Here is a 2,941-nt window from a genome sequence, read left to right on the forward strand (position 1 = left end):
GTTCAAATCCCTGCCCAGATGCGAGCCGCCCACAGGTGCGCATCGCGCTGAGCATCATCGCCGCGTCCGCCTTGCCTGAACCGACAATGTCGTAGGCGGTGCCATGGGCGACCGACATGTGGAGATAGGGCGGCCCCATTATGATTACGCAGTTGCCCGAAAATCCCCAGGTCTTGACCGCAATATGGCCCTGATCGTGGAACATCGCGAGAACCATGTCGTAACGGCCCTCGATGCACTGGCGAAAGACTGAATCCGGCGCGACCGGTCCTTCGACGGCAATCCCCATGGCCTTGGCCCGCTCGACACCCGGTGCGATGGCCAGCCGCTCCTCATCGCCCATGGCGTGCGGATTGAGCCCGGCAACCGCAATACGCGGCTTGGCAATTCCCCAGGACCGCATGGCATCATTCACCTGACCGATGGCCTTGGCCACCAGATCAGCGGAAATGACATCGATCACCTGACGCAAGGACATATGATCAGTCAGATGCGCAACCCGCAAGGGGCCGGTCAGCAAAACGAGATAGCTTTCGCCGGGCGTGGGGCTGATAACCTTGTCCAGCTTGCCGGCCATCTTCAGCGAACCGCTACTGATCGGTCCCATGATCGTCGCCGCAAAGGATCCGTCTCGCGCCAGCGCATCAAGCTCATCAAGCCATTGCGCCGTCGCGTGCCCCGCCGCCTCAGTGTCTTCGCCCAGCGGCAGAACCCCGGCAAGCAAGGCACCCGTGTCGATCACGTCAATCACGCCCGGATCGTCACTGGGCGTCTCGAGCGACTTCATGGCACGCACGCGCGCTTTGACCCCAGTCATGTCGATGGCCCGTTCGACGGCGGCAGACGACCCGACCAGAACCGGGACCGACACCTCGTGAACCTGCCCGCTCGCAAGCGCCTTGACCGCAACCTGCGGACCGATCCCGGCAGGGTCGCCGATCAGCGTTCCAACGACCGGCCGTGCGCCAAGCGAACCCATTGGCCGGTCAGATACTGTAGACATCGAGCATCGTCCTTGCGACGTCGTTGATCACGATCGTCTTCTTGCGTTTGATCACAAAGGAATTTCCTGCTGGCGCAAGGTCGTAGTGCGCGGATCCGCTGTAAACGGTGACATCTCCCTCAAGCACCGAAGTGACGGTCCATGAGGTTCGCACCTGCAAACCAGCAGCGGTATCCTCGACCGACAGCAGCGTGAACATATGCTGCGTCCGTGGAGCAGGCGTACTGGATGAAGACCGACCGGTCCGGATGCGAAACACCCGATCTTCCAGCCCGCCCCGGTTATGATAATAGATCAGCGAGATTTCACGCTTCGGATCGGCGGTCAGGCGTTCACTATCATCCCAGGCAGGCACCCAATATTCAGCCTCCTCGTCGTAGAGCGACAACCAGGAATCCCAGTCCTTCTCGTCCAGCGCCTGGGCTTCTCGCCCAAGGAAGCGCAACACCGACAGCCATTTTGCATCGACGTCATTCACAAAACCGGCTCCTTGTCCCCAAACGCCATCAGTTCAGCGCCTTCGCGATCGATCGCCGAATTCATACGGTTCACCCACTCATCATGGATCGCGACATAAAGGCCTTCGTCAGCCACGGAGGGACTGCTGAGGACGGCGTCCACACCCAAGCCTGCACCAAAATGTCCAGCGTCCTTCTCCCACCTTGTGGCGCCACGCGACATGTCGTTCATCCGGCCTTCACCGGCAGCGAAACCGGCCTGGCAGTTGTTGAACTCGGTCAGGTCATCGGGCGTCGCCATGCCGCTGGCGTTGAAGAAGTCTTCATACTGCCGAAGCCGCAAGGCCCGGGCCTCAGCACTCTCACCAACAGGCGCGATGCAATAGGTCGTGACTTCCGTTTCATCGACCGAAATCGGGTGAATGATTCTGATCTGGCTACTGCTCTGGTCCATCAAGAACACATTGGGGAAAAGTTGGAGATTGCGGATCCGCTTGTTCATCCACAACGACTTCTCCTCTCCGTGATTGGCAGTCAGCCAGTCAAGAATTTCAAAGTTCGGCCGGTCAATGAAGTTGGCGTAGTCCATCCACAGGACTGCATGACCATTCTCGAAAGAGAATGACCCACCATCCTGTCGATTGTAATTGGCCAAATCGATAGCTTTCGTATCGTTCTTAGATACGCCCAGCACACGCCTTTGAACGGTCATGAAGTAGTTCGCATGCACAGTGCTGACGTGGTATCCGTCCAGACCGTTTTCAACCTGCAACTTCCAGTTGCCCCGATAACGATATCGGGTCGCGCCAGGGATTACCTCAAGCTCTCCGGTCTTGGATTGATCGACCAGCAGATCGATGAACTTTTTCGACCCTGCAAGATAATCCTCAAGCGGCAAGACGTCGTCGGAAAGGCTGGCGAAGATGAAGCCGCGATAGCTTTCAAGGCGCGCAATTTGCGGCAGACCAAGATCAGCCTTGTCGAATCCAGGCGCGTAGCCACCAGCCGCCTCTTCCGTCACATCAAGCAAATCGCCTGCCGATGAATAGGTCCATCCATGGAACGGGCACATGAAATTCTTTTTATTTCCGGCCTTTTCACGGCAGACGCGCGCGCCCCGATGCGCGCAAGCATTCACCATTCCGCGAAGCACCCCCGTCTTATCACGGGTTATAATGACAGGCACTCTGCCAATTTTGGTTGTGATAAAATCGTTGGGCTTAGCGACCTGACTTTCATGCGAAACGAACACCCAGTTGCGTTCGAAGACATACTTAAGCTCAAGCTCGAAAATCTCGGGGTCGGTAAAAGCTGCACGATCTACTTTATAGACGCCGCGCGTTTCATCCTTGGCCAACCAGGATTGGAGCCGTCCCCGCAGGACCTGCAGGTTGGCGATACGCCCAACCAGTCGTTCTTTCGCGTTCATTACCTGTCTCTCCCGCATCGTCCTTTTGACCCGACGTCGCTTCTGCGATCA

At 57.7% G+C, this 2,941-nt stretch carries 3 protein-coding genes; all 3 read right to left on the reverse strand.

All coding sequences use genetic code 11. The annotated features are described in order from the left end of the window. Positions 1-1,003: 4-hydroxythreonine-4-phosphate dehydrogenase PdxA (locus SxD43FB_RS23165; RefSeq protein WP_141249627.1), on the reverse strand; the 1,003-nt coding region annotated here is incomplete at its 3' end. Further along, positions 987-1,481, reverse strand: a complete 495-nt coding sequence (locus SxD43FB_RS23170; protein ID WP_051520062.1) for an aromatic-ring-hydroxylating dioxygenase subunit beta — start codon at positions 1,479-1,481, stop codon at positions 987-989. The genes SxD43FB_RS23170 and SxD43FB_RS23165, both read right to left, overlap by 17 nt. Next, a complete protein-coding gene (locus tag SxD43FB_RS23175; RefSeq protein ID WP_043152422.1) occupies positions 1,478-2,890 on the reverse strand; it encodes an SRPBCC family protein in 1,413 nt (470 codons plus the stop codon). The genes SxD43FB_RS23170 and SxD43FB_RS23175 overlap by 4 nt, the downstream gene beginning before the upstream one ends. Positions 2,891-2,941 lie beyond the last annotated feature (51 nt).

The organism is Sphingobium sp. D43FB (genome assembly GCF_002312805.1).
Taxonomy (GTDB): Bacteria; Pseudomonadota; Alphaproteobacteria; order Sphingomonadales; family Sphingomonadaceae; genus Sphingobium.

Bases quoted from the DNA above. Each gene is read 5' to 3' on its own strand.
- SxD43FB_RS23175 (WP_043152422.1), bottom strand. From the start codon at position 2,890: ATGAACGCGAAAGAACGACTGGTTGGGCGTATCGCCAACCTGCAGGTC.